This window comes from Pedobacter folensis, from assembly GCF_056490665.1.
The window spans coordinates 753,995-779,049 of record NZ_JBWJIF010000002.1; the positions used below are offsets into that span (position 1 = coordinate 753,995).

Sequence of the window (25,055 nt, forward strand, 5' to 3'; positions counted from 1 at the left end):
TATGCATTTTGAATTAAGTGAAGAACAATTAATGATCCGGCAGGCTGCCCGCGATTTTGCGCAGCAAGAACTAAAACCTGGCGTAATCGAAAGAGATGAACATCAGAAATTTCCGGCCGAGCAGGTAAAAAAACTGGGAGAACTTGGTTTTTTGGGGATGATGGTGAGCGAAAAATATAGCGGGAGCGGACTCGATGCCATTTCTTATGTGCTGGTAATGGAAGAGCTTTCTAAAATAGATGCCTCTGCTTCAGTAGTAGTTTCGGTAAATAACTCATTGGTTTGCTACGGATTAGAAGCCTACGGTAGCGAAGCTCAAAAAGAAAAATATTTAAAGCCATTGGCGGCTGGAGAAAAAATAGGGGCTTTTTGTTTATCAGAGCCCGAAGCGGGATCTGATGCTACCTCGCAACGCACCACTGCTGAGGATAAAGGTGATTATTATCTGTTAAATGGTACAAAAAACTGGATCACCAACGGAAGTACCGCATCAACTTATCTGGTTATTGCACAAACCCATCCTGAGTTAAGGCATAAAGGTATCAATGCTTTTATTGTAGAAAAGGGAATGGAAGGTTTTACGGTTGGACCAAAAGAAAATAAACTCGGTATCCGCGGATCTGATACCCATTCTTTAATGTTTAACGATGTTAAAGTACCAAAAGAAAATAGGATTGGCGAAGATGGCTTCGGTTTTAAATTTGCCATGAAAACTTTGGAGGGTGGAAGGATCGGTATTGCGGCCCAGGCTTTAGGTATTGCGCAGGGTGCTTTCGAGTTAGCCACACAGTATGCCAAAGAACGTAAATCATTCGGGAAACCAATTTCAGAACATCAGGCCATCGCTTTTAAACTGGCCGATATGGCTACACAGATTGAAGCCGCCAGGTTATTGGTTTATAAAGCCGCCTGGTTAAAAGACCAGGGTTTGCCTTATACACAAGCGGGTTCTATGGCCAAGCTGTATGCCTCGAAAGTGGCAATGGATGTAACCATCGAAGCGGTACAGGTACATGGTGGTTATGGTTTTGTGAAAGAATATCACGTAGAACGCTTAATGCGCGACGCTAAAATCACCCAGATTTACGAAGGAACTTCTGAGATTCAGAAAATGGTGATCTCAAGAGAAGTGATAAGGTAGTCGATTAGTCCAGAGTCGGTAGTCCTTAGTCTGATACGACTCAAGACTATAGACTCTGGACTCCAGACTTATTCTTTCTCTCCAGCTACAGCGCTAAATACCGCTTTAATCAGGGCTACAACAATTGCTAAAAATGCCGCAGAAATAAAGCCTGAAGTACTAAAAGAGGTCATCATGTTATCAACCAATAATACCATTAAAACGGTGATGATAAATGAAACCAAACCCAGGGTAAGGAAATTAATGGGGAAGGTTAGTAACCTTAAAATAAAGCCAATTGTAGCGTTGGCCAGGGCAATTAAAACAGAGGCGATAATCGCACTGCCATAGCTATCAATATGTACACCGGGCACTAAGAATCTTGCGCCTATAAAAAACGCCAGTCCTGTTAAAAGGATTTCGATAATAAATCTCATAATTGTTTATTTTTGTAAATGTTTAAATGCTTTTTTAAATACCAGGCCGCAATTGTTATTGCCCTATTTGCACTTTCATGTTCGAATACAAACAACAGGCCAATAATTAAGTTTTCTGAGGATAGTTCATCAATAATAATTAAAAATATTGATGAGGCGAGTCTGTTACAGGTTAAAAATGCCTATCAGGCTAATGCAGATACACTTAATCTGGTTTCTGTTTTGATAAAACCAGGCGATCTGGACAGTATTCAGGATGAGCTGGGAGTGCCCGGTAAGGTTAAAGTACTTGGCGATTCGCTCGTATTTAATCCCGATCAGCCTTTTCTTAAGGGTAAAGAATACCTGGTTGAAAGTTACATCGGAATAAAATTTGCAACTGCCGGCGATCTGATTATGGGGAAGGGTAAGCAGAACTTAAAAGCGCAGCGACAAACACTTAAGCGGTAATAATCAGCATAATAATTAGCGCAGGTGTTTGATTTTTTCTAAAAAATTACTACATTTGCATCGTAATCGAAGAAAAGAGAAGGGGACAGTGTCCCCTTTTTCTATGAAATCAGGTTAAAATATGCAGGTAGAAAAGAGAGTTGCAGCCCTCGTTGAGGAAAAAATAGCAGATCGGCCAGAACTGTTTTTGGTTGAAGTAAAAATGTTGCCAAACAATAAATTAATTATTCATGTTGATGGCGACGAAGGCATTAGCATTCAGGATTGTGTGGCCATAAGCAGGCATGTTGGTTTTCATCTTGAAGAAGAAAACGCAATTGAACAGGCTTATAATTTAGAAGTTTCTTCACCGGGTGTTGGTGAACCTTTAAAATTAATCCGTCAATACAATAAAAATATTGGCCGTACGGTAAGCGTTAAGCTGAAAGAAGGATTAAAAAAGGAAGGAAAACTGCTTGCAGTTACAGAAAATAACCTGCTGATTGAAGAATCGGTTAAAGAAAAAGGGAAAAAGGCAGTAGCAATTGAAACAGCTATTCCGTTTAATGATATATTAGAAACAAGTGTGTTAATTTCATTTAAGTAAAAATGAGTACTACAACAATTAATTTGATCGACTCTTTTCAAGAGTTTAAAGATTTCAAAAATATAGATCGCCCAACAGTGATCAGTGTGCTGGAAGAAGTTTTTCGTAGCATGTTGCGTAAAAAATACGGAACAGACGAAAACTGTGATGTTATCGTAAATCCGGATAACGGGGATTTGGAGATCTGGAGAACGAGAAAAGTAATGGAAGACGGATTTTCTGAGGATGATGATTTAGAGATCGAGCTTGCTGAAGTTTCTAAATTAGACAGCACTTTAGAAGTTGGCGATGATTATATCGAGCAGATTACTTTAGAAAGCTTTGGCCGTAGAGCAATTTTAGCTGCACGCCAAACTTTGGTATCTAAAGTATTGGAATTAGAGAAAGACGAAATCTTCAAAAAATATAAAGATAGAGTAGGTGAAATTGTAACGGGTGAGGTTTATCAGGTTTGGAAAAAAGAAACTTTGGTTTTAGATGATGAAGGTAACGAACTTTTAATGCCTAAAACAGAGCAAATTCCTGCTGATTATTTCAAAAAAGGCGATTCGGTGAGAGCAGTAATCTCTAAAGTAGAAATGATTAATGCCAATCCGAAAATTATCATTTCGAGAACAGCACCAGAATTTTTGCAACGCCTGTTCGAACAGGAAGTTCCTGAAATTTTCGATGGTTTAATTACCGTTAAGAAAATTGTTCGCGAACCAGGAGAACGTGCTAAAGTTGCCGTTGAATCATACGACGATCGTATCGATCCGGTTGGCGCATGTGTGGGTATGAAAGGATCACGTATCCACGGTATCGTTCGCGAGTTGAAAAACGAAAACATTGATGTGATTAACTTCACCAATAATATTTCATTATACATTACCCGTGCTTTAAGCCCGGCAAAAATCACCTCTATTAAATTGGATGATGAGACCAAACATGCATCGGTTTACTTAAAACCAGATCAGGTTTCATTGGCAATCGGACGTGGCGGACACAATATTAAGTTAGCTGGTAAATTAACTGGTTATGAAATTGATGTGTATCGTGAAGCTGGAGAAGAAAGCGACGAGGATGTTGATTTAGAAGAATTCTCAGATGAGATTGATAGCTGGATCATTGATGAATTAAAGGCTATCGGTTGCGATACTGCTAAGAGTGTATTAGCACTTACAGTAGAAGATTTGGTAAAACGCACCGACCTTGAAGAGGAAACCATTAAAGAAGTGGTTCAAATTTTGAAGTCAGAATTTGAATAAGTGGTGTAATTGCCAAATAAACACTACTTTTGTATTAAATAAAAAACAATAACAGGAGCTAAATGTCAGACGACAAACCAATCATTTTAATTAAAGCTATTAAAGAACTTAATATAGGCATGGGTACGGCCGTTGAGTTTTTAAACAAAAAGGGATTCTCTGCCGAGAAAAGCCCTATGTTTAAACTTACGGGAGACATGTATAATGCCTTATTGAAAGAGTATCAGGGAGATAAGATCGTAAGAGAAGAAGCCAAACAAATAGTGATTGGTAAAATACGTCGTGACGAGCCTGAGACTGAAAAGCCAGTAGAAGCGCCGAAGAAGAATACCGATTTTGAGAAAAATGAAGAGATTTTAATTAAAAATGCTCAATCATTTACCCCTCCGGTAGAAAAACCAAAGGTTGTAGAAACACCTAAGGTAGAAACGCCAACACCAGCACCTGCGGCAGCAGTAGAGCCAGTAAAAGAAACTAAGGCAGAAGATAAGGTTGAAGAAACTGGATTACCAGGAGTTAAAATTGTAGGAAAGATCGATTTAAACGATCTTAACTCAAAAACACGCCCGGCTAAAAAAGAAGAAACACCTGCTGCACCAGCACCTGTTGCAGAGCCACCAGTGGTTAAAGCACCAGAACCTGTAAAACCAGTTGAGCAACCTAAAGCGGAAGAAAAACCGGTTGAGGTTAAAAAGGAAGAAGCGCCTGCTGCACCAGCACCAGCTGCAGAACCGCCAGTGGTTAAAGCACCTGAGCCTGTAAAACCAGTGGAACAACCTAAAGTGGAAGAAAAACCAGCTGAAGCAAAACCGGTAAGCAACGAGCCTGAGGTAATTAAAGCACGTACCGTTAAATTAACCGGTCCGAATATTATTGGTAAAATTGTTTTACCAACAACACCGGATAGAAGAAACGGCCCTGTAGCATCATCTAGCGATAGTGAAGCCGCTAAACGTAAGCGTAAACGCAAAAAAACTCCAGGAGCTCCAGGTCAACCAGGCCAACACGGTGGTCAGGGCCAGCAAGGACAGAATAATCCTGCAGGTCAAGGTCAAGGCCAGGGTGGTGCGCCAGGACAACCTCGTCAACCTTATCAAGGTAACAGACCAGGTGGCGGTACACCATACCAGGGTAACAGACCAGCCGGACAAGGTGGCACACCTTATCAGGGAAATAGAAATAACAACAATAACAGACCAGGTTTCCAAAATAGAAATGCTACACCAAGCGGACCTAAAGAAGAACCTACTGAGAAAGAAATTCAAGATCAGATCAAAGCAACACTTGCCCGTTTAAGTGGAGCTGGTAAATCAGGTAAATTTGCACAACGTGCTAAATTGCGTCGTCAGAAACGTGATGATGTAGCATCGAATGCAGAAGAGGCTGCAAATGAGCTTGAATCGCAATCGAAAATATTAAAAGTAACAGAATTTGTTACGGCTAATGAATTAGCGAGCATGATGGATGTACCAGTTACCAAAATTATTGGTACTTGTATGAGCCTTGGTATGTTCGTTTCCATTAACCAACGTTTAGATGCTGAAACCTTAACCATCGTTGCAGACGAGTTTGGTTATGAAATTCAATTCGTTAAACCAGATGAGGATGAAGAAAATGTAATTGAGGAAGAAGATAACGAGGCAGATTTAATCGAAAGAGCTCCGGTTGTGACGATTATGGGTCACGTCGATCACGGTAAAACCTCATTGCTGGATTATATCCGTAAAGCCAATGTGGTAGCTGGTGAGGCAGGGGGTATTACCCAGCACATTGGTGCTTATATGGTAACTACGCCAACCGGTAAAAAAGTAACTTTCTTAGATACGCCAGGTCACGAAGCCTTTACAGCGATGCGTGCACGTGGTGCTAAGGCAGCAGATATTGCCATTATTGTTATTGCTGCAGACGATGCAGTGATGCCTCAAACAAAAGAGGCGATTAACCACGCACAAGCAGCGGGCGTACCATTGGTATTTGCTTTCACTAAAGTAGATAAACCAGGTGCAAATGCAGATAAAGTACGTGAGCAATTATCGGTAATGAATATTTTGGTTGAAGATTGGGGTGGTAAATATCAATCACAGGAAATCTCAAGCAAAAGCGGCTTAAATGTTGATTTACTTTTAGATAAAGTATTACTAGAAGCTGAATTATTAGAACTGAAAGCGAATCCGAATAAGAGAGCTACAGGTACTGTAATTGAGTCGGCATTAGATAAAGGACGTGGTATAGTAACTACAGTATTGGTTCAGGCAGGTACATTAAGAGTTGGAGATCCAATCTTAGCAGGTAGTTACAGCGGACGTGTAAAAGCATTAACCAACGAGCGTGGTGCTAAAGTAGATTCTGCAGGACCATCACAACCGGTACAGGTTTTGGGTATGCAGGGTGCGCCTACAGCAGGTGATCGATTTAATGCTTTAGAAAGTGAAACCGAAGCACGTGATATTGCAAACAAACGGATGCAGTTACAACGTGAACAGGGATTACGTACACAGAAACATATTACTTTAGATGAGATCGGTCGTCGTTTGGCTATCGGTAACTTTAAAGAGCTTAATATTATCGTTAAAGGTGATGTGGATGGTTCAATCGAGGCATTAGCCGATTCATTATTGAAACTATCAACTGAGCAGATCCAGATCAATATCATCAGTAAAGGTGTTGGTCAGATTTCAGAATCTGATGTATTGTTAGCTTCAGCTTCAGATGCGATTATTATTGGTTTCCAGGTTCGTCCATCAACAGGTGCACGTAAACTTGCAGAAGCTGAGCAGATCGATATCCGTTTATATTCTATCATCTACGATGCAATCAACGAGATTAAATCGGCGATGGAAGGTATGTTGGATCCGGAATTTGAAGAGAAAATTGTGGCGAATGTTGAGATTCGCGAGACTTTCAAAATTACTAAAGTGGGTACCATTGCAGGTTGTATGGTATTAGATGGTAAGATTACCCGTAACAGCAAAATCCGTATCGTTAGAGATGGTGTTGTCGTGTACACAGGTGAACTGGCATCGTTAAAACGCTTTAAAGATGATGTGAAAGAAGTAAATAAAGGTTACGAGTGTGGTTTAAACATTCAGAACTTCAACAACATCGAAGTTGGCGATATCGTAGAAGCTTACGAACAGGTAGAAGTAGCTAGAAAACTGTAATTCTACAGGATATTATATAATTAAAGTGGCCTCTTGAGGCCACTTTTTTTGTGCCTCAATATTTAAACTTAAATAGGCACGGTTAAAAATATTCGGTTTTAAGCTGAAACTATATAATTCATAAGGCCTATTCTTTGTTAAAAACATTAGCATAACGCAATCAGCTTTTGTATCTTGGGCCAGCACTTACCATTTTATGTTGCTGCACTGCATTTACTAATCATTAATTTATTTTTACCAAATAGCCAGGAACAATTTCCTGGTATGTAATTACAATCTACCTTGAATAATACAAAAAATTTTCCCTTGCCACCACTTGCCATATTTGTGAAGGGACTTTTGATAAAACATACGTTTTTACCGAAAAGATGTTTGGATTTAATGATGAATTCAAATATAATAAGTGTGCCTCCTGCGGATGCTTGCAGATTGCAGCATTTCCTGCAAATATCGAAAAATACTACCCGCCATATTATTATTCTTTCACACAGGAAATTCCCGCACTGAAAAGACTTCCGTTAATCAAGCGGATTTTCGGCGCCCGGCGATTGAGAAAACGTTATAAAAGAAATCTGGATGTCCTTAAATATCTAAAGGAAATTGATGCCAAAATAACAGATCGTATACTCGATGTGGGCTGCGGCAAGGGCTTGCTCATCTGTGAATTGTTTAACCAGGGATTTGAGAAAGTAGAAGGAGTTGATAAATTTTTACCCCAGGCAATAAATTATAAATATGGCGTAAAAGTTCAAAAGAAGGAACTCGAAGAACTTAGTCCAAATTATTATAATCTGATTATGATGAACCATGTTTTAGAGCATATGGCTGAACAGGAGGAGTCTTTGGCCGCATGTTATAAGCTGCTCAAGGATGATGGCTGTTTGATGGTCAGAATTCCTTTACTTGGTGAGGCATGGGAACGTTATAGCGGAAATTGGGTACAATTAGATGCGCCAAGGCATTTCTTTCTGCATACTTTAAAAAGCATTAATATTCTGGCACAGAAAACTGGATTCGAAATCAGGAAAACGATGTTCGATTCAACCAATTTTCAGTTTCTGGGTAGCGAGCTTTATGAGCGTGGTATCCCATTGTTTTCGGAGAGTGATGATTACAATTTATATCCTTTTGACAAAATATTCAACCCTGAACAGATACAGGAATTTGATAAGATGGCAGAGGATCTGAATCGAGAACAAAGAGGCGATTCTGGTGTTTTCTATCTATACAAAAAGAAATCTATTTAATTTACGAAAAAAACGGAATGTATCCTTGTAAAGAAAAAGTTATGTTGTTTTAACATTTTTTATGGGTAAAAAGTCATTCTAAACCATTCTTTTTCCAGAGTTTTGTTTTTTGTCCTGTAATGAGTGAAATAGAAAATAACGTAAGTGGAGTAGTTAAAAAGAAAAATTTCGATTTCGTTGATACCATAAGATGTATCTCAATGATCGGAATTGTATTTGAGCATTGTGCCGTTGTTGGCGATCCTAAAACCTCAAATTTATATTTGGGCATGCTGCACGTGTCTGTAATGCAGTTCTTCAAGTTTGCCACAATTGCTTTTTTTTTAATTGCAGGTTTTTTGATCAATCACAAATTTACAGAATATACGCCCGGGCAATATTTAAAAAACAGATTTAGAAATACAATTAAACCATGGGCCTTTTGGTTACATGTTTTGTTGTTGTGGAATATCGGAGAACTTTTATTTAAATATGTGAAATACCGTGGCGATTATGAAATGCCCGGTAGTTTCTTATCCTACATCGGCGACCAGTATTACCAGGTTATTTTCTTTTCCAGCTTCTGGTTTATCCTGAATTTTTTAATCTGCATCTCCATTTTATTGCTTTTTAAACGGTATATCTATAAAATATGGTTTGGCGTAATATTGGGATGCATTTCTTTGTTTTACAGTTTCAACCTATATCATGGATGGATTATTACCAGCCACACAACGGCCCTGTTCGGTTTCGTTTTCTACTTGTGGCTTGGGGCGTATGCAAACAGATATTATGAGCAGCTTCTTGCGTTTATTAAAAGAATATCAATGTGGTGGTTTATCGGAATTACCTTTTTTTTCTTCCTTTTGGGAGATATAGAGTCGTTATATTTAAAATCGCTTGCCATTGATGATATTTACAATACCTTGCGTATTTCAAATATTTTATACTCCCTTAGCTTTTTCCTCATACTACTCAAGGTTGGTTCGATCAATTTTGTCAATAAATATCTAGATCCAAGAAATACTACTTTTGGCATTTATTTATTACATCAGATTATTATTTTCCATGTATTGACAGAAATTTTTAGACCTTTTAAAATCGATATAAACAACATTACGCTTTTACAGGCCACCGGATATACCATATTAAGGTTTATTATTACTTATGCCTTAAGTATGCTGATTGTTCTGCTCATTAGGCGTACTAAGTTTAAATGGTCAATCGGCGTATCTTAATTCAAAAAAAATGATTCACCTAATCATTACAACTGCTAACATCCAGGAGCACTATTCAGAAAGAAAAGAGCAATATCTTAGCTCTATCAATCAGGCATTGAAATTCAGTTATTTATTAGATAGCTGTACAATTCTGGAATGTGTTTCTGCGCATGAAGATTATCTCGATAATTACAATACCTATTACAGTAAAGTAAAAAATGTATTTCCAGAAAAAGGACTTAACGAAATGCAGCATTTAAAAGACTTCATAGCGCAATCGTCTTTTCAGCCTAACGATACCATTATTAAACTCACAGGGCGGTACTTATTAGAAGATAGCACCTTTTTTAATAAAGTACGCTTACTAAGCGATTTTTTTGACAGCATTTTTAAGGATGACAGTGATATTTATGAAGGTAAGGGCTACCATACTTTTCTGTATGCCATGAAGAAAGATCGTTTTTTACAAACGATTAATTCGTTAGAGTTTTCTAAAACAAACCTCGATCCTATTGAATGGGGAGTAAAAGCTTTTTTAAAGGACAAAGAACGGAACTACCTGCTTAACAGACTTGGCGTAAAAGCATTTCAGGGTGCCTATGGCGAAAAGGTATTTAGCAGCTAATAAACTAGCGGCCCAATACCTTGCTTTTTAACCAGCGCTTAAATCTTCGCCTTAAGAGATTGTGTTTCCTCCACCTTAATTCTAAGCTAAAATCTCTGTTGAATACGGCATAGTCAGCCTCTTTTTCTGGCAAAATATATAGTGGGTGACTTAATTTTCCTATATTTTCTAAAGGAAGATTGGCATAAGGACTTGTTAAGTTGGTGGTGTGTGTACCATCATTTCTAAAGCCGATATTACTAATCAGGTTTGCGTTGGGATTAATGCTAAGGCCATTATTAAAATAATTTATTAAAGCCAGCTGATAATCCCAGGTATCAATTTTTCCATTTTTTAGGTTATGAAAAATTCGCTTCCAGTCTTCGTTGATAAACCTATCTGTAAAAATCTGATCTAAGTGCTGATTGGCTTCCTCTTCGTTATAAAGTGAAAGTTCTTTATCATAATCTTTCCATACCCTTCTCCAGCTTGCCCAGCCCCAAACATGTGTTTGATTGGCAAAGTAATAACTGTTATTTCCCCATTTTTTTCCCAATTGGTGATCGCTGCCCGCAATATGTCTGATTCTGGTGTCGAAACGATATTTTTCAAGTAATTCATCGCAATAGCTAAAAAAATCAGTGTTCGGAAGGCAGTCATCCTCTAAAATTATTCCCTCTTCTTCCTGCTCAAAAAACCAGGTGATAGCAGATGATACCGCTTCTTTACAGCCTTTATTTTCTGTACGGTAAAGTGTAATCAGCTCACAAGGCCAATCGATCTTAATCTGATCTCTTGTTTCTTTACATAAACTAATATCGTTTTCATTTGCTGCTCTGGGGCCATCTGCGGCAACATATAATTTTGAAGGTCTTACCTTTCTGATCTGTTCAAAAACTTTTGCCGTAATATCAGGCCGGTTAAAAATTAGAAATAGTATGGGTGATTTAACTTGATATAAATTCATGATTATCCAAACTTACGATAAATATTTATGGTCTGTTCTATAGATTTTTCTATCGAAAAATGAGTTAACCGCTCTTTACCTTTCAAACGTAACGTAGCGCAAAGTGATTGATCGCTTACTACTTTTTCGATCTGATTGCGCATGGAATCGATGCTATAAGGATCGAAATAAACAGCAGCCTCTCCGCATACTTCCTTAAAACAACTGGTATTGCTCGCGATCACCGGACAGTTATAATGAAATGCTTCCAGTAAGGGTAAACCAAAGCCTTCGTAAAGAGATGGAAATACAAATGCAATTGCCTGTTGGTATAACGACAATAATTTGGCATCTGTTACACTTTCCTGGCTAACCTGTGCAGATATGTCATGCTTGGCTAAAAACGCTGTTTCTTCTGGTTCGAAAGTGCCACCTCCGGCACATACAATATTTAATGTTGCATCTTGTTTAAGCAATGGCACAACAGCTTCGATAAAGCCAAAAAAATTCTTGTATAGCCCCCGCTCGCCGACAAACAATAAATATTTTTGCGGAATATTAACGATTTCACTTTTTTCTACAGAAAACGGTTGAAAGCCGTGATGGATTACGGAAATTCTTTCGTCTGGAATATTAAAATATTGTTGAATATCGTTCTTCGTAGATTGTGATATGGCAATAATATGTGCTGCTTTTTCGATGCAAATCCGTTTATGAGTAGCTAATACATCATCTGTACCGAAGTAATGCGGGAATTTTTCATGGATCATATCATGAACAGTAAGTACAAAAGGTTTCTTCAGGTACTTTAAAAAATACGGCTCATAATAGGTGGGATGAAAAACATCGAAATTATTTTTCCGGAGGATGTACTTAGAATATTTTTTATTCCATTTATAAACTTTCTTTTGTGTTGGAAGTAATAGTTTTCCAAGTTTTTCACCTAAAATGCCAGGATCGTTCTGTATATAATGATTTGGACTGTATAAAATACTGATGGAGGAGGCATCCTTGTTATCACGTTTTAAAGTATGGTAAATATTTGCAAAGTAGCGGGAAATACCACCAAAACGTTGAAGTGAAAAAATTTGATGGTCAAATAAAACCTTATTCATGAATTAAACTTGATTTTTGTTCTTCGGTAAAAAAATAAGGATAATGCTCATCAAAGCTTTTAATATTTTATACCCTGATTTATATTTTTTGATATGCAGAAACTGCTGAAATCTTTTCGATTTTAACGCTGTAATGTCTTTATAATCATCAATAAATAACGGGAAATATTTAGCAATAGTTTGATCTCTTTCTTCGTGCATCAATTTGTGATTGGTTAATACAGATGAAATGCCTGACACATCGTATTTGCAGATTACCTGATCAAGGTGCAGATAGGGAATATTCATTTTGCATATCGCATAAATAAAAAATTCCCAATCAGAAACAATTTTATAGTTCTCGTTATAGAGAAACAGTTCATCAAATAATGTTCTTTTTATAAATGTTGCCTGATGGGATAGGTTGTGCGCTAAGAAAAAACTAAAGGAAAGTTGATCAGGATAAGTTCTTTTAATTTCACCCTCAGGCTCCAGGTATATTGCATCACCATAATAAAATCCAAACTGGCCATCTAAATGTTTTTCTACTATTGCTAAGGTGTTTGGTTCTGCCAGCACATCTCCACTGTTTAAAAAAAGAAGATATTCTCCACTGGCTCTTTTAATTGCTTTATTCATGGCATGGTAAACACCATGATCTGATTCAGATAAATAATGGCTTAACTGATGTTGATACTGATCTGCAATTGCTGTACTTCCATCGGTACTGGCACCATCAATAACTATAAATTCAAAATCTTTCCAGGTTTGATTTACAACACTCAATATGGTTTTTTCTAAACCATATTTGTTGTTGAAGTTTATCGTTATGATGGATATTTTCTTACTCATTTTGTAGAAATATTAAGATAAATCTAGTTTATCCAAAAGGTGTTGTATCTTTTCTGAAACAACTGGGGGTGTATATTGCTCAATCGATTTTACTGCATTTTCCTGAATTTTTCTCCATAATTGCTCATTTTGATACAGTTGAATAATCTGATTAGCAAAATCAGAAGCTTCATCGGCAATTAACGCGGTTTCTTCATGTATTAAATCCATTCCCTCAACGCCAATACTGGTAGAAATTATAGGCAATCCAAATTCTAAACTCTGACCAATTTTTCCTTTCATGCCTGCGCCATATCTTAACGGTGCAACAAATACCCTGGCATTTAAAAAATACGGGTCTACCTCTTCTAAAAAACCAGGAACAAATACCTTTTCGCTGGCGAGTGCATTTACTTCTGCTGAAGGATAGCTGCCCAATAAGTAAACAGGGACATCGCCTAATGATTTCCAAACCAAAGGCATAATATCTTTAATAAGCCACTTAACAGCATCAACATTTGGTTCGTGCTTATAGCCGCCTATAAATACTATGCCGCTCCGTTCAGCAAAAGTTTTTGTTGATGGCGACTTTATTTCGTGAATATTTGGAATAACGTAAACATTTTTAATGCCCTCCTGCTCCAATAATAATTTTTCGGTATCGGTAACGGTGAGTGTAGCATCTGCATGATTGGCTAACTTCAGTTCTAGTTTTTTGAATTTTAAGGCCTTCCGAAATAATTTTTCATTTCCTTCATTTTTAGCCTGCCGTTGCATCCGTACATAATGCAAATCCACAGTATCGAATATTATGCTGATTTGCTTATTCGACTTTATAATTTTTTGAAATTCAAGATTCAGCATAGGTCTCGAAATCCAGGCATAATCTATGCTAAAAAGCAGTGCTTTAAGCTTTTTTAACATCCCTTTCCGATCGGGACTGAGCTGAAGCACCAGCACACCAAGTTCAGCGAGCTTGCTGGCATAAGGTTCAGTTGAAAGGCCATCATTAGGGAGAAAAACCACATTAAGATTCATTTCCCTGAAAATCCTGATGAGTTCAAACAGCCTTTTTGAGCCAGACGATTTATCATATTGAGGAATATCATCGTCAATAACCAATATTGTTTTTTTTGATGGATCCAGCTGTTCATGATCTGCTGTTGCCGTCTTTTCTGCTGCAGTAAACCATGATCTTATTGTGTTCAACATATTAAATTGCTTTTTGCTTACCAGTTAAGCTATCTCCTGGCAAAAATATAATTTTAATTTCTGGAATGTACCATTATGACCTGGAACTCTCTTTTAAGATCATTTTAAAGTGGCTATAAAATGATCTTTTCCGTATGAAAAATAGTTGCCTGGCATGCATTAGCAAGGTGCTGAATAGCTTTGTAGAGAAGTTTTTATGTTTAAGTTCTTCATATCCAGCTAATAATTGATCGATCAATTTTGCTAAAGGATCAGGTATTAACGGGTGACTTTTAAATAAATTCAGGTGTATGATCCTTAAAGCTTTTGGATCTGTTTTGTCATTTTTCGTTGAGCTTTCATCATGCTTGCGATGTTTAACCAACTTGTCGGTAATGAAATTTATTTTTCCGGTGCATGCTGCAGTATAGGCCAGCCACCAATCGTAATACAAAGAACGATCAAAAGGAGGGCTTAGTTTTAACAAATCGCGTTTGATCAGACAGGCATGACCAGAGATACAATTGTAATAAATTAAATTTTGAGCACAGTGGCCTGAAACGAACCGATGGTGCGAAGTCGTACGCTTGTGAAGAGACTGATCATTTTGGTCGATATATTCCGAGTCGTGGTATAATAGCAGGTTATCGCCTATATGTTGTACGGACAATGAAATTTTATCTTTAAGCCAGATATCATCTTGATCAGCAATGGCAATATAATCGGCTGTGCATAATGATAATGCTTTTTTAAAGTTTTGATTAAAGCCTAAATTTTGATCGTTTAAAACTAACTGTAAGTTACTGTAGCGTTTTTGGTATGTACTGAGGATATTTAAGGTCTTGTCTGTTGAACAATCATCCACCACAATAACTTCCAGGTTTGGATAATTTTGGTTAAAAATAGAATCTAACTGTTTGGCCAGATATTTTTCTCCATTATAGGTGCATAAAGCAATTGATACAAGTGGGAGCTCTGCTTTTATCATTTTGCTCTCTTCTTTAGCCCATTCCACATTCTTACAAAAAATAAGGAAATAGGGTTGCCCAATAATCTGCCTAAAATTGAACCCGACAAGTGAAATACGGTAGAGTTGGTTTGGATCCACCTCGACCTGAAAAAGTGATTGTATTTTTGAATTAATGACTTTCGTATAAAGAAAAAATGCTCATCCCTATTCCCCCTGCTTTTATGGATCAGATTAAACGGAATAACATACGTCGTGTAGCCATTTAATTCGCCTTGCAGTACCAGATCTGTAGCATACAAGTGAAATCCCTTTAAGTTATTGGAAACCTTTAAATGAGCTGAGTTCTTAACTAAAATAAAATTTTCATCAATTGCTGAAACCTTTAAAGGGAAATTCCCCTTATTCATGAAAGTGCCATCGGGATATGAGATATGATAAACAATATGGTTTGGGCCTGCCGCGCCTGCATTTCCACAAATACCCCAGTTTGGATCTTTGATATCAAGCTGCTTTAAACATTTATTCAGCTCTTCTATACCATCTTTGTTTATTAATATGTCCTGATGGCAGATGATAATATATTTGCCCTTTGCCTGTTTTAAAAATAAATTAATTGCAGAAAATGCATCGAACTCATTAGCCTTGGTATTATCTGCATATAAATATTCACAGCTTTTTTCATCAAATCCTTTGTTAAGAAATGAGTTTAACATTTCTTCGTATTCTGCTTTTCTGGTTACGAGTGTACATATCGAATATTCGTACTCATAAACAGGTAAAGAAATTGATCTGGCTAAATTTAAAGCTGTACTCATAAAATTTAATCTGTAAAAGCCTGCATATCAATTAAACGCTTGTACAAGCCATTTTTTGCCATTAATTCGCTATGGCTTCCGGTTTCTACCACACTACCTTTATCAATCACAACAATTTTATCCGCATGTTGTATTGTACTTAAACGGTGTGCAATTACTATTGATGTGCGATTTTTCATTAAATTATTTAAAGCATCCTGCACTAATTTTTCTGATTCAGTGTCCAGTGCAGATGTCGCCTCATCTAAAAGCATAATCGGCGGATTTGCCAATACTGCCCGCGCAATGCAAACGCGTTGTTTTTGTCCGCCAGAAAGTTTATTGCCTCTATCGCCAACCAAAGATTGATAACCATTCTCTGTATTCTCGATAAAATCGTGTGCATTGGCAATTTTTGCTGCTGCCACTACTTCTTCCATGCTTGCATCTGGTTTTGCAAAGGCAATGTTGTTAAAAATAGTATCGTTAAACAGAAAAGACTCCTGGTTAACGGTTCCCATTTGCGCCCTGATGCTCTCTACAGTAAGTTCTTTATAATCGTGGCCATCAATTTTAATCGCTCCAGACTTTGGATCATGAAAACGCGGAAGCAGATCCATCAATGTGCTTTTACCTCCTCCAGATGGGCCAACCAAGGCCAGTGTTTTTCCTTTCTCAATATCAAAAGAGATGGATTTTAGAATTTGTTTTTCCCCATAGTTAAATGATACATCCTGCAGACTGATGACGTTGTTAAAACCATCAAGAACTTTCGCATCGGGTTGATTAACAAGTGATGGTTTGGTATCGATTAAGTCTAAAACACGTTCTCCGGCAGAAATTCCAGAATGGATTCCGCTAAATGAATCGGTTAAAGCTTTAATAGGCTGCATTACCTGAGAGAATGTTGCCAGGTAAACCACAAAATCTGCCGCTTCAAGATCTCCCTTTCCGCTTAAAATCAAAGTACCGCCATATAATAAGATAAATACGACAACCAAAACCCCGAGTGTTTGTGATACGGGTGAGGCTAGTTGTTGCCTTCTTGCCATCTTTCTGTTCAGGTAAGAATAAAACTTGTTTTCGTCATCGAACTTTTGCTTCATTCTTTCTGTAGAATTAAAGGCTTTAATAATCTTTATTCCACTGAGCGATTCATCTAAAAATCCAATCATCTTTGCAAAAGATTCATGCGATTGCGTTGCCTGCTGCTTTAATCTTTTTACTATTTTGCTGATAATAAAGCCAGATATTGGGATAACTAATAATGAAAACAGGGTTAATTTCAATGAAATGGAGATTAAAACTCCCACAAAAAACATCAGTTGTAACGGTTCCTTAAAAACCACCTGCAGGGTATTGGTTACAGTAAACTGAACCACCTGCACATCTGACGCTACTTTTGAAATGATGTCGCCTTTGCGCTCATTATTAAAGTAGCCCACGTGTAAGTTCATTACATTATTAAAAACAGTTTTTCTTAAATTTAATAAAGTATGCACGCGTAAATCTTCCATAAAACGCTGGGAGAAATAACGGAATAAATTGGATAAGAATACCGTTACAATAATCACTACACAGATAATTTGCAATGCATGTATTTTGTCGTGCGCAATGATGGCATCCATGTAATCATTAAATTTACCCAGAAAATTTAATGAACCCGTAGCTTTATCAGGTTTAATGTCGGTAACCGTTTTGCCGAGAAATAAAGCCTGCATCAAAGGGCCCAGCAAGGTGAATAGAAAAGTGTTAAAAATTATGGCGAATAACGTTGCAATAATATAAGGTATGGCAAATTTTTCGATGGGCTTGGCAAATGATAATAAACGAAAATATGTTTTCATTTTGATATAAAATGGAATAAGTAAAATGGAGAAATGTAATGAAACAGCTCCAAAAAAATCTAATTAAAACTTGGCAAATGTACGGTTTTCAAATATACCTTGCCGGTTTTCAAAACCCAGTGGGTTTAAAATTACAATCGGTTAATTTTCTTGGTGCTAACTGATTGATTGATAATGGTCATTATATCCGAAACGTTTAGGTTTGAATGATATTTCTGTTTCAGCGTATCAAGCCTTGTTCTACTGGCATTAATGCGGATCTGATGAGCTAAATAGTCTTGGTAGCTTTCCAGTACCCAGGTTTTGCCGGTAAGCAATTTTGGAATCAGTTCGGTAAAAACCTGTTGAAGTGGGTAAAGAACCTTTCTTAGCCCGTGTAGATGGATACCCTGGAGGATGTAACGGTTTCGATAATAAATCTTTTTAATAAAATTAGATTTAATCTGCGTTTTGGTACTGCCACTTACATGGTGAAAACAAAACGATTGGTGTTCGTAATAACATTTCCAGCCCAATTGCCAGGCACGCAAGCTCAGATCGAAATCTTCTGATGAGAAAGGAGAGTAGATTTCATCAAAACCACCTAGTTCCTTGAGCTTTTTTGCGTCAACCAAAGCATTGGCGCCAGATAGATAGGCTGTATAAACATTTTCATCTGCTGAATTTTCGCTGTAATAAAATTTATTTGCTTTAATCCGGCAACCACCATAGTATAAAAAACGGGCAGCATCCTCAATCCTGCTTTCGTCGAAACTCATGATGCGGGCCATCACGCCAAAAGTATCAGGTTTGTTAAAATATTTCCACTGGTGCTCAAAATAATCTGGTGTAAGCTTTACATCAGAGTTTAAGAGTAAGATTAATTCATGTTTGGCTTCCCGGATACCATGATTACAGGTATAAGAAAAACCTCGGTTCTGATCATTGATCAGCAGTTTTACCTGCTTGTAATTTTCTTTGACAAAAGAGATGCTGTCGTCCTTTGAGCCATCATCTATAACAATAATTTCAAATTCTGTACCCGCATTTTGAGCAGCGGCAAAAACTGAAGGTAGGTATTGTTCCAGCAGATGCTTGCCGTTATAATTAGGGATGATGATCGAAACACTTTTCTGCATCTACTTTACAATTTTATAATTCCGGTATTCGAACAAGCGCATACCAGTTAAATCTTCAATTTTTTGCAAAACCCGCCTGCGAAAATTCATTTTTGGGGTTTCCTTGGTTAAATCTTTATCAAATTTCCAGTTTGCAGCCTCAATTCTTGCCTGCATTACTTTTGGGTGAGTGCCTTTAAAATGAACCAAACGATCGGCATTGTGCATATCATAAGTTTCCTGCACGGGATAATTCTCTTCAATCCATTCTTCTGTTTGATAAAACTGATTAAAGTTTCGCACTTTACCTTGTAATCCTTTTGGTGGTTTAACCCAGCCATAATGATAAATGTAAGCATCGATTAATTTAACCTTAAGTTTTCTGTCGTTAATTCTGAAGCCTTGTGCATCACGGTAAGATTTTACGCCGGGTAAATTTTTTATCACCCGAACTTCTCTTCTATACCAGCGCCTGGATTCAGCCAGATAGTCATAAGAAGCATAAAAATGTTTATATTTTAAAAGTAAGGCCTCAACATTATTGTTGTGAAGCTCTAGCTCCATTTCTTTTTTAATCAGGGAAAGATAATCTTCATGTATGGCCTCATCCCCTTGAATATAGATCATCCAATCGGTATCTTTACTGATTTCTGCTAAAGCCTTATTGGTTTCGTCGGCAAAAACCCGACCGCCCTCTCTGATGCTGTCATCCCAAACGGTATCAATAGTCCTGATTTTAGGATCGATGCTTTTTACCATTTCAGAAGTTTCGTCTGAAGAGTTCCCCAGGGCAACAATAAAATCATCACATAAAGGTAATATGGAAAGTATGGCTTCTTTTGCCGGATAATCGTTTACAATTGCATTTCTTAAAAAGGTAAAACCGGTAACTTTCATTATAGGTGCTTTGTAGCTGATAATTTTGTTTATTTGTACAAAGATAGTTTTATTGATGAATACGCATCTATCCATTTTAAGAGAAGTAAAGGCTGGAAATTACAGGGTTTTGGCAAGGACATTAACCCTTGTCGAAAATAACATTACACCGGCTGATGCGATTTTAAGAGATTTAGATAGTTGGGCTAATGTTCCGGTTTTGGGTATTACAGGGCCTCCAGGCGCAGGTAAAAGTACTTTGGTAAATGCAATAGCCAGTCATTTTGTTACGAAAGGAATGCGCATTGCTATATTGGCAATAGATCCTACCTCTCCATTTAATTTTGGGTCATTGTTAGGCGACCGTATTCGTATGGCTGGGCAATTTAATAATCCAAATGTTTTTATTCGCTCGCTGGCTACGCGTGGTGCTTTAGGCGGCATTTCGGCAAAAACTATCGAAATGGTTGATGTTTTAAAAGCAGCTAATTTTGACCTGATTATTGTAGAGACTGTTGGGGTAGGACAATCGGAAGTCGAAATTGCCGGACTGGCTGATAAAACTGTTGTTGTTTTGGTGCCCGAATCTGGCGATGAGGTGCAGAATATCAAATCTGGTTTGATGGAGATTGCCGATTGTTTTGTGATAAATAAGGCTGATAGGGAAGGTGCAGCTGTTTTCGCCAATAATTTAAAGAAAATCGTACACCAGGGTACGAAGACTATCCCCATATTAAAAACAGTGGCCGATAAAAATACCGGTATTGATGAACTATGTGCATGGATAATCAAACCGCTTACTCCTGATCATAACCGAAAGGCTTTTCTGTTTGCAGAGAAAGCCTGGAGACTCATTCAACATGAGAAAATGAGGGGTATAGATAAAAAAAGGCTGCTAGAAAAAGTTCAGGCAGCCTTGAAAGAAGATGATTTTAATATTTATCGTTTTGCTGATGAATTTAAAGGCTAATCGATTAGTTATTATCAATTAATTGTAAACTACCAACTGAGAACTGACTAACTGTTCATGATATCTTCAATTTCTTCAGCTTCTAGTGGGATATCGGCCATTAAATCTATATTTCCATTTGCGGTGATCAGAATATTATTTTCTAAACGGATACCCAAACCTTCCTCCGGAATATAAATGCCTGGTTCAACTGTAAGGATGTTACCATTAGCAAATGGCGTATATCGTCCCGCAAAGTCATGTACATCGATGCCCAGGTGATGCGAATTGCCGTGCATAAAATATTTTTTATAAGCTGGCCAGGCTGCGGTTTGATTCTTCACGTCTGCTGTAGAAATAAGTCCAAGATTAACCAGTTGCTCCGTCATAATTTCACCAACCTGCTCGTGGTAAGTGTTCCATATGGTTCCTTCGCCAATTAATTTAATAGACGCCTTCATCACGTGCAATACGGCATTGTATACCTCCTTTTGTCTTTGCGTAAACCGGCCATTAACAGGGATAGAACGACTCATATCTGCATTGTAATTGGCATATTCGGCGCCAAAATCGAAAAGTATTACGTCGCCATCTTTACATTCCTGGTTATTATCGTTGTAATGGAGGATATTAGCATTGTGACCAGACGCAATAATAGGGGTATAGGCATGGCCTGTTCCACCCTGGCGGATAAACTCGTGTATAATCTCCGCTTCAATCTCATATTCTTTAACACCGGGTTTTGTAAATTTTAATACCCTGATAAAAGCATCACGGGTTATTGCCGAAGCCTTTTTTGTTAATTCGATTTCAACCTCTGATTTAACTGCACGTAAGTTGCGCATGATAGGTGCCGAACGTTCATAATGATGTAAGGGATATTTTGCCCTCATTTTCTCAATGAAACGAATGTCACGATAAGGAACTTCGTGAGCATACCGGTCATTTTCATTCGTATTTAAATAAATATGTTCAGCATAGTTTACAATACTATGGAGTATGTTGTCAAAATCTTCTAACCAGTATACCGCTTGAATACCTGATGCTGCTTTTGCTTGCTCTTTGGTATACTTGTATCCTTCCCAAACTTTAATGTAATCGTTAGTCTGTCTTAAAAACAGGACTTCTCTGTACAATGGATTAGGACAATCGGGGAATAATAGCAAAATTGTTTGTTCCTGATCAATTCCGGATAAATAAAATAAATCAGGATTTTGCTTAAAAATAAAGTTCTGATCGCCACTTCTAGGGAATTCATCACTTGAATTGAATATGGCTAATGAGTTGTTTTTTAGATGTTTAGTGAAATTATTTCGATTTAAAATAAATAATGACTGATTGATGGTAGGATATTTCATGAAAATGGTATTTTTATATGGGTAATGGCCAAATGTAATAAAATGATTAATTACTGTGAAGTTTGGAACGGAGTTTGTATAAAAGTTTGAAAATTTAAAATTTTGTTTAATTTTGCGATTACTAAAAAATTAATCAATTAAATTGTTTAACCCTTAAAAAAGAAAAAGATTATGAATTATTCTACTTTAAAGAAAAGTGTTGCGCTTTCTTTAGTGGCATTAACAGGAGTTGCTTCTCTTGCTGTCGCTCAGGATGCACCTGCAACAACTTCTGCTACCAAGGTATTTGGTGGTAGAGGACAGTACAGAACTTGGTCTATCGGTGTACATGGTGGTGTTTTAATGCCAGTTGTTGCTATCGGTGGTTCAAACGACTTCAACAAATGGGATGCTAACTTAGGTTACGGTTTAAACATCCGTAAACAATTAGGTCACTCTTTCGGTTTAGAATTAAACGGAACTCGTGGTAAACTTTCAGGTACTAATGAAGGAATCACTTCAGGTGTAAAAGATTTCGAAACTGAATTACAATATGCTGTAGATTTACGTGGTGTTGTAAACGTAGGTTCTATCGATTTCTTACGTCGTGAGAATTCAGTAGGTTTCTTCTTAACAGCTGGTGCTGGTATGTTGGCTTATGCTCCAAAAGTTACTTTATCAAATGGTACAGTATATGACTGGAAAGGTAAAGCTGTAGGTCCTGCTGATGACAGACACGATGCTAAAGATTACGTAAAAGGTTTCTACATTCCAGTTGGTGCTGGTGTTAAATTCAAAGTTTCTGAGCGTGTTAACTTTAACTTAGGTTACACCATGAACTTTGTTGACGCTGATAACTTAGATGGAGTTTATGCAAAAGGTCAAACTAAAGATAAATTCTCTTACGGTTATGCTGGTTTAGAATTCTCTTTAGGTTCTTCTGCTAAACCAAGTTTAGAGTGGACTAACCCATTAGCTACTATGTACGATGAGTTAAAAGATCCAACTTTACGTCAAGAAGTTGAAGCATTGAAAAACCGTGTTTCTGCTGTTGAGAAATCTGTTGAAGATTTGAAAAAAGATACTGACGGTGACGGTGTTGCTGATCAATTCGATAAATGCCCAGGAACTCCTGCTGGTACTGCTGTTGATGGTTCAGGTTGTCCGCTTCCAAAAGCACCAGAGCCTACTGCTGCTACAAGCAATGTAACTGGTTTCGAAAAAATCGGTTTCGATTTCAACTCTTCAGTTTTAAAAACTGAGTCTTACCCTACTTTAGATAAATTATCTTCAGTGTTACGTGAAAACGGTGGTAAAGTAACTGTAAACGGTTACGCTTCAAGCGAAGGTACTGCTGCATATAACTTGAAATTATCTAAAGACAGAGCTAACTCTGTTAAAACTTACTTAGTAAACTCTGGCGTTAACGCTAGTCAAGTTGCTACTAAAGGTAATGGTGAAGCTAATCCAATTGCTTCTAACGATACTGAAGAAGGTCGTATCCAAAACCGTCGTGTTGAAACTGCTAGAAACTAGTATTTCAATATAAGATTTAGAAAAGTCCCGATGAAAATCGGGACTTTTTTTATGCCTTTTAATTTTCTGTGTTAAGCTTTTTAGCTAAGTTTGCATGATGTACTTCTTTAGAAAAAAGGATCCTAACAGGCCAAATAATATCAATCTGAGAATCATGCATTTTATTAATGCATTGGCTATCTTAATTTTTCTTGCAGGTATCATCTATAAGCTTATTCAGTGGCTTGCCAAATAACCCAAATTGTATGAAACAAATTATTAAAACAACTAATGCTCCAGCTCCAATTGGACCATATAGCCAGGCTGTACAAGCTGGAAACTTTTTATTCGTATCAGGCCAGGTGGCCATTAATCCCGAAAGCGGAGAATTAAACATTGGTAATATTGAAGAAGAAACACATCAGGTCATGCGTAACCTTAAAGCCGTTTTGCTTGAGGCAGGCTTAACTTTCGATAACGTGGTAAAGTCTACCATCTTCTTAAGCGATATGGGTACCTTTGCGCAGGTAAACGAAGTTTACGGACAATACTTTACAGCTGATTTTCCAGCCCGCGAAACGGTTCAGGTTTCGGTATTGCCTAAAAATGTTAATGTAGAAATCTCGGTAATTGCCATTGTAGGCTAATTTTGACGGAAAGTAAAAGCAAATATTTTATAGCGGGCATTGTTCCTTACATTATCTGGGGAACAATGTCTGTACCTTTGCGTAACATAAAAGGTTTTCCGCCACACGAAATTTTATACTACAGGATATTTATTTCCATTATCGTCGTTTGGGCTACCATTCTTTTATTCAGAAGGGAAGCCTTAAAAAATGATTTGAATTTCTTAAAATCATTAAACACCCGGAAGAAAACCAGGCTATTGCTGCTAACCATCGTGTCATCATTTCTGATAACCGGAAACTGGTTCACCTACATTTATGCGGTAAATAGTGTGAGTTTAAAGGCCGCAGCCTTTGCTTATATGGTATGCCCACTATTAACTGCACTCTGTGGATTTATCATTTTAAAAGAACAATTAACCAAGGCTAAAATTATTGCCCTGATTATTGCATTTATAAGCATCATCCTATTGGCAACAGGCTCTTTACATGAAGTCATGTGGGCCATTGTCATCGCCTCTTTTTATGCGGTATATGTTATTGTGCTAAAAGTAATTAAAGACGTAGATAAGTTTAACTTTTTAGGCATTCAGTTAATTTTATCAGGGTTCATGATGCTGCCTTTGTATTTTTTTAACGCTGCACCTTTTCCTACTGAAACCTTTTTTTGGGCACATATATTTTTGATTGCCATTGTATTTACCATTATCCCGCTCTTCTTAAATTCTTATGCCCTGTTGGGTATGCCTTCCTCGGCCCTGGGTATTTTAATTTATCTCAATCCTATAGTTGCTTTTACAGTAGCATTTTTTTACTTTAAGGAAAAAATAGATCTGCACCAACTTTTCGCCTATTTGCTTTTGCTGTTATCGATCGTTATTTTTAATGCGGCTTTGCTAAAGAGTGTTGTTTACAAGAAACAGTAAAATAT

General features: G+C 37.3%; 24 protein-coding genes. 13 read left to right on the top strand and 11 right to left on the bottom strand.

The annotated features are described in order from the left end of the window. The first annotated feature begins 1 nt into the window (after position 1). Positions 2 to 1,141 (top strand): acyl-CoA dehydrogenase, encoded by a 1,140-nt coding sequence (locus tag AC04QZ_RS11855; RefSeq protein ID WP_478357930.1) that lies wholly within the window; start codon positions 2 to 4, stop codon positions 1,139 to 1,141. A 68-nt stretch (positions 1,142 to 1,209) separates the two neighbouring features. Here AC04QZ_RS11855 and AC04QZ_RS11860 read toward each other — a convergent pair whose 3' ends face one another. Beyond that, on the bottom strand, positions 1,210 to 1,557 hold the full coding sequence (locus AC04QZ_RS11860; protein WP_478357931.1) for a phage holin family protein: 348 nt from the start codon (positions 1,555 to 1,557) through the stop codon (positions 1,210 to 1,212). Positions 1,558 to 1,575: 18 nt separating this feature from the next. On the opposite strand from AC04QZ_RS11860, the gene AC04QZ_RS11865 reads away from it, so the two are divergent. The 7 genes from AC04QZ_RS11865 to AC04QZ_RS11895 all read left to right on the top strand — a co-directional run bounded on the left by AC04QZ_RS11865 (position 1,576) and on the right by AC04QZ_RS11895 (position 10,072). After that, positions 1,576 to 2,007 carry a hypothetical protein gene (locus tag AC04QZ_RS11865; protein ID WP_478357932.1) on the top strand — a complete coding sequence of 144 codons (432 nt, stop codon included), beginning with the start codon at positions 1,576 to 1,578 and terminating at the stop codon, positions 2,005 to 2,007. Positions 2,008 to 2,128: 121 nt separating this feature from the next. After that, positions 2,129 to 2,593, top strand: coding sequence for a ribosome assembly cofactor RimP (rimP, locus tag AC04QZ_RS11870; RefSeq protein ID WP_086548733.1), 465 nt, complete (start codon positions 2,129 to 2,131; stop codon positions 2,591 to 2,593). Between the two features lie 2 nt (positions 2,594 to 2,595). Then, a complete protein-coding gene (nusA, locus tag AC04QZ_RS11875) occupies positions 2,596 to 3,840 on the top strand; it encodes a transcription termination factor NusA (RefSeq protein WP_025143392.1) in 1,245 nt (414 codons plus the stop codon). A 62-nt stretch (positions 3,841 to 3,902) separates the two neighbouring features. Continuing rightward, positions 3,903 to 7,001, top strand: a complete 3,099-nt coding sequence (gene infB / locus AC04QZ_RS11880) for a translation initiation factor IF-2 (protein WP_478357933.1) — start codon at positions 3,903 to 3,905, stop codon at positions 6,999 to 7,001. Between the two features lie 368 nt (positions 7,002 to 7,369). Further along, positions 7,370 to 8,248 carry a class I SAM-dependent methyltransferase gene (locus tag AC04QZ_RS11885; protein ID WP_478357934.1) on the top strand — a complete coding sequence of 293 codons (879 nt, stop codon included), beginning with the start codon at positions 7,370 to 7,372 and terminating at the stop codon, positions 8,246 to 8,248. A 119-nt stretch (positions 8,249 to 8,367) separates the two neighbouring features. Then, positions 8,368 to 9,465: an acyltransferase family protein gene (locus tag AC04QZ_RS11890; RefSeq protein WP_478357935.1), complete on the top strand. Its 1,098-nt coding sequence runs from the start codon at positions 8,368 to 8,370 to the stop codon at positions 9,463 to 9,465. Positions 9,466 to 9,475: 10 nt separating this feature from the next. Next, positions 9,476 to 10,072 (top strand): hypothetical protein, encoded by a 597-nt coding sequence (locus tag AC04QZ_RS11895; protein ID WP_478357936.1) that lies wholly within the window; start codon positions 9,476 to 9,478, stop codon positions 10,070 to 10,072. A 4-nt stretch (positions 10,073 to 10,076) separates the two neighbouring features. On the opposite strand, the gene AC04QZ_RS11900 is transcribed toward AC04QZ_RS11895, so the two are convergent. The 9 genes from AC04QZ_RS11900 to AC04QZ_RS11940 all read right to left on the bottom strand — a co-directional run bounded on the left by AC04QZ_RS11900 (position 10,077) and on the right by AC04QZ_RS11940 (position 19,718). Beyond that, positions 10,077 to 11,018, bottom strand: coding sequence for a nucleotide-diphospho-sugar transferase (locus tag AC04QZ_RS11900; protein WP_478357937.1), 942 nt, complete (start codon positions 11,016 to 11,018; stop codon positions 10,077 to 10,079). A 2-nt stretch (positions 11,019 to 11,020) separates the two neighbouring features. Next, positions 11,021 to 12,112: a glycosyltransferase family 4 protein gene (locus tag AC04QZ_RS11905; protein WP_478357938.1), complete on the bottom strand. Its 1,092-nt coding sequence runs from the start codon at positions 12,110 to 12,112 to the stop codon at positions 11,021 to 11,023. A gap of 3 nt (positions 12,113 to 12,115) precedes the next feature. Continuing rightward, positions 12,116 to 12,943: a glycosyltransferase family 2 protein gene (locus tag AC04QZ_RS11910; protein ID WP_478357939.1), complete on the bottom strand. Its 828-nt coding sequence runs from the start codon at positions 12,941 to 12,943 to the stop codon at positions 12,116 to 12,118. Positions 12,944 to 12,955: 12 nt separating this feature from the next. Then, positions 12,956 to 14,134, bottom strand: a complete 1,179-nt coding sequence (locus AC04QZ_RS11915; protein ID WP_478357940.1) for a glycosyltransferase — start codon at positions 14,132 to 14,134, stop codon at positions 12,956 to 12,958. 73 nt (positions 14,135 to 14,207) lie between these two features. Beyond that, positions 14,208 to 15,101, bottom strand: a complete 894-nt coding sequence (locus tag AC04QZ_RS11920) for a glycosyltransferase family 2 protein (protein ID WP_478357941.1) — start codon at positions 15,099 to 15,101, stop codon at positions 14,208 to 14,210. Then, a complete protein-coding gene (locus tag AC04QZ_RS11925; RefSeq protein ID WP_478357942.1) occupies positions 15,098 to 15,898 on the bottom strand; it encodes a hypothetical protein in 801 nt (266 codons plus the stop codon). Before AC04QZ_RS11925 ends, AC04QZ_RS11920 begins: the two co-directional genes overlap by 4 nt. Before the next feature lie 5 nt (positions 15,899 to 15,903). Next, a complete protein-coding gene (locus tag AC04QZ_RS11930; protein WP_478357943.1) occupies positions 15,904 to 17,724 on the bottom strand; it encodes an ABC transporter ATP-binding protein in 1,821 nt (606 codons plus the stop codon). A gap of 131 nt (positions 17,725 to 17,855) precedes the next feature. Beyond that, positions 17,856 to 18,842 (bottom strand): glycosyltransferase family 2 protein, encoded by a 987-nt coding sequence (locus AC04QZ_RS11935; RefSeq protein ID WP_478357944.1) that lies wholly within the window; start codon positions 18,840 to 18,842, stop codon positions 17,856 to 17,858. Beyond that, a complete protein-coding gene (locus AC04QZ_RS11940; RefSeq protein WP_086548747.1) occupies positions 18,843 to 19,718 on the bottom strand; it encodes a glycosyl transferase in 876 nt (291 codons plus the stop codon). Positions 19,719 to 19,773: 55 nt separating this feature from the next. On the opposite strand from AC04QZ_RS11940, the gene meaB reads away from it, so the two are divergent. After that, positions 19,774 to 20,667: a methylmalonyl Co-A mutase-associated GTPase MeaB gene (gene meaB / locus AC04QZ_RS11945; RefSeq protein ID WP_478357945.1), complete on the top strand. Its 894-nt coding sequence runs from the start codon at positions 19,774 to 19,776 to the stop codon at positions 20,665 to 20,667. Positions 20,668 to 20,714: 47 nt separating this feature from the next. Here meaB and AC04QZ_RS11950 read toward each other — a convergent pair whose 3' ends face one another. Then, complete coding sequence (locus tag AC04QZ_RS11950) at positions 20,715 to 22,004, bottom strand: aminopeptidase P family protein (RefSeq protein ID WP_478357946.1); 1,290 nt, start codon at positions 22,002 to 22,004, stop codon at positions 20,715 to 20,717. Between the two features lie 171 nt (positions 22,005 to 22,175). Between AC04QZ_RS11950 and AC04QZ_RS11955 the strand changes: the two genes are divergently transcribed. From AC04QZ_RS11955 to AC04QZ_RS11970, 4 genes are all read left to right on the top strand, one after another. After that, positions 22,176 to 23,519: an OmpA family protein gene (locus AC04QZ_RS11955; RefSeq protein WP_478357947.1), complete on the top strand. Its 1,344-nt coding sequence runs from the start codon at positions 22,176 to 22,178 to the stop codon at positions 23,517 to 23,519. Positions 23,520 to 23,616: 97 nt separating this feature from the next. Beyond that, entirely contained in the window at positions 23,617 to 23,754 is a 138-nt protein-coding gene (locus tag AC04QZ_RS11960; protein ID WP_317039670.1) for a DUF6728 family protein, read from the top strand. A 10-nt stretch (positions 23,755 to 23,764) separates the two neighbouring features. After that, the gene (locus AC04QZ_RS11965; RefSeq protein WP_086548751.1) at positions 23,765 to 24,145 is read left to right on the top strand and encodes a RidA family protein; all 381 of its coding nucleotides are present in this window, start codon (positions 23,765 to 23,767) and stop codon (positions 24,143 to 24,145) included. Positions 24,146 to 24,147: 2 nt separating this feature from the next. Then, on the top strand, positions 24,148 to 25,050 hold the full coding sequence (locus AC04QZ_RS11970) for an EamA family transporter (RefSeq protein WP_478357948.1): 903 nt from the start codon (positions 24,148 to 24,150) through the stop codon (positions 25,048 to 25,050). Positions 25,051 to 25,055: the final 5 nt, after the last annotated feature.

Excerpts from the sequence above, each read along its gene's own strand:
- AC04QZ_RS11855 (WP_478357930.1), top strand. The coding sequence starts at position 2 with ATGCATTTTGAATTAAGTGAAGAACAATTAATGATCCGGCAGGCTGCC.
- AC04QZ_RS11860 (WP_478357931.1), bottom strand. The coding sequence starts at position 1,557 with ATGAGATTTATTATCGAAATCCTTTTAACAGGACTGGCGTTTTTTATA.
- AC04QZ_RS11865 (WP_478357932.1), top strand. The coding sequence starts at position 1,576 with ATGTTTAAATGCTTTTTTAAATACCAGGCCGCAATTGTTATTGCCCTA.
- rimP (WP_086548733.1), top strand. The coding sequence starts at position 2,129 with ATGCAGGTAGAAAAGAGAGTTGCAGCCCTCGTTGAGGAAAAAATAGCA.
- nusA (WP_025143392.1), top strand. The coding sequence starts at position 2,596 with ATGAGTACTACAACAATTAATTTGATCGACTCTTTTCAAGAGTTTAAA.
- infB (WP_478357933.1), top strand. The coding sequence starts at position 3,903 with ATGTCAGACGACAAACCAATCATTTTAATTAAAGCTATTAAAGAACTT.
- AC04QZ_RS11885 (WP_478357934.1), top strand. The coding sequence starts at position 7,370 with ATGTTTGGATTTAATGATGAATTCAAATATAATAAGTGTGCCTCCTGC.
- AC04QZ_RS11890 (WP_478357935.1), top strand. The coding sequence starts at position 8,368 with ATGAGTGAAATAGAAAATAACGTAAGTGGAGTAGTTAAAAAGAAAAAT.
- AC04QZ_RS11895 (WP_478357936.1), top strand. The coding sequence starts at position 9,476 with ATGATTCACCTAATCATTACAACTGCTAACATCCAGGAGCACTATTCA.
- AC04QZ_RS11900 (WP_478357937.1), bottom strand. The coding sequence starts at position 11,018 with ATGAATTTATATCAAGTTAAATCACCCATACTATTTCTAATTTTTAAC.
- AC04QZ_RS11905 (WP_478357938.1), bottom strand. The coding sequence starts at position 12,112 with ATGAATAAGGTTTTATTTGACCATCAAATTTTTTCACTTCAACGTTTT.
- AC04QZ_RS11910 (WP_478357939.1), bottom strand. The coding sequence starts at position 12,943 with ATGAGTAAGAAAATATCCATCATAACGATAAACTTCAACAACAAATAT.
- AC04QZ_RS11915 (WP_478357940.1), bottom strand. The coding sequence starts at position 14,134 with ATGTTGAACACAATAAGATCATGGTTTACTGCAGCAGAAAAGACGGCA.
- AC04QZ_RS11920 (WP_478357941.1), bottom strand. The coding sequence starts at position 15,101 with ATGATAAAAGCAGAGCTCCCACTTGTATCAATTGCTTTATGCACCTAT.
- AC04QZ_RS11925 (WP_478357942.1), bottom strand. The coding sequence starts at position 15,898 with ATGAGTACAGCTTTAAATTTAGCCAGATCAATTTCTTTACCTGTTTAT.
- AC04QZ_RS11930 (WP_478357943.1), bottom strand. The coding sequence starts at position 17,724 with ATGAAAACATATTTTCGTTTATTATCATTTGCCAAGCCCATCGAAAAA.
- AC04QZ_RS11935 (WP_478357944.1), bottom strand. The coding sequence starts at position 18,842 with ATGCAGAAAAGTGTTTCGATCATCATCCCTAATTATAACGGCAAGCAT.
- AC04QZ_RS11940 (WP_086548747.1), bottom strand. The coding sequence starts at position 19,718 with ATGAAAGTTACCGGTTTTACCTTTTTAAGAAATGCAATTGTAAACGAT.
- meaB (WP_478357945.1), top strand. The coding sequence starts at position 19,774 with ATGAATACGCATCTATCCATTTTAAGAGAAGTAAAGGCTGGAAATTAC.
- AC04QZ_RS11950 (WP_478357946.1), bottom strand. The coding sequence starts at position 22,004 with ATGAAATATCCTACCATCAATCAGTCATTATTTATTTTAAATCGAAAT.
- AC04QZ_RS11955 (WP_478357947.1), top strand. The coding sequence starts at position 22,176 with ATGAATTATTCTACTTTAAAGAAAAGTGTTGCGCTTTCTTTAGTGGCA.
- AC04QZ_RS11960 (WP_317039670.1), top strand. The coding sequence starts at position 23,617 with ATGTACTTCTTTAGAAAAAAGGATCCTAACAGGCCAAATAATATCAAT.
- AC04QZ_RS11965 (WP_086548751.1), top strand. The coding sequence starts at position 23,765 with ATGAAACAAATTATTAAAACAACTAATGCTCCAGCTCCAATTGGACCA.